This window comes from Erwinia sp. PPS120, assembly GCF_047918655.1.
GTDB lineage: Bacteria > Pseudomonadota > Gammaproteobacteria > Enterobacterales > Enterobacteriaceae > Erwinia > Erwinia tasmaniensis_A.
Map to the genome: position 1 here is coordinate 1 of NZ_JBLREF010000109.1, position 781 is coordinate 781.

At 36.9% G+C, this 781-nt stretch carries 1 protein-coding gene; it reads right to left on the reverse strand.

Translation table 11 applies throughout. From position 1 onward, the window contains the following. Positions 1–406: 406 nt before the first annotated feature. Positions 407–712 carry a hypothetical protein gene (locus tag ACLRGG_RS21365; RefSeq protein ID WP_416251583.1) on the reverse strand — a complete coding sequence of 102 codons (306 nt, stop codon included), beginning with the start codon at positions 710–712 and terminating at the stop codon, positions 407–409. Positions 713–781 lie beyond the last annotated feature (69 nt).

Sequence of the window (781 nt, forward strand, 5' to 3'; positions counted from 1 at the left end):
GATCAAGTCGCGACTAATAAACGTAAACATAATGCTTTGGTGTGTTAAAACTGATTATTACCGATGATTTTCCACAAAAATATAAAAACTACTTTTCAACCTACATTTTTGTAACCATCTGATTTTAATAACATTGTTTGTTGTGCTCATCCAACACTATGACCCCCTTGTTTTTCCATCACTCTAATAACGCAAGGCTGACAAAACGAATGACGTTTTCATCTCTCCTGAAAGCGAAAAAGCCACCTTTTAAGGGTGACCTTTTCATAACGCCTCTGCATTCTGACAAGCATTCGAATACACGCCTTCGATAAATGAACTTTAACACCTCAGAATGACAACCCGTCAATACTAGTGATCATATGAAGGCAATTCAATCCATCTATCGGATTTTTCAAGTGGCGAGTTAATCATCATCTGGTGATTCGTTCAGAAACATCTTACGGTAATGATACACTTCAAAGGATTCCCCCTTGTCTTTATAACTGCTGATAAAGTAGCAATGCGTTAAATACTTTAAAAGGATCTCATTACCTTCAGTTTTGAGTACTTTTGCTCGTTTGGTTTTATCCGCAATCAAATTGTATTCTTCCGACACGAAGGCCATAAGTGCACGATTGATGTATTCAAAAGGCAGTTTTTCAAACTCTAAAAGATGATTCAAGAACACAAGCCGGGTGTCATCTTCCGAAACATTAAGAAGAAGTACCATACTGATCTTACTATTCACGCTTATATGGTCGAAGAAACTATTGGTATAGTGGTAATCCTCCCCTTTTTA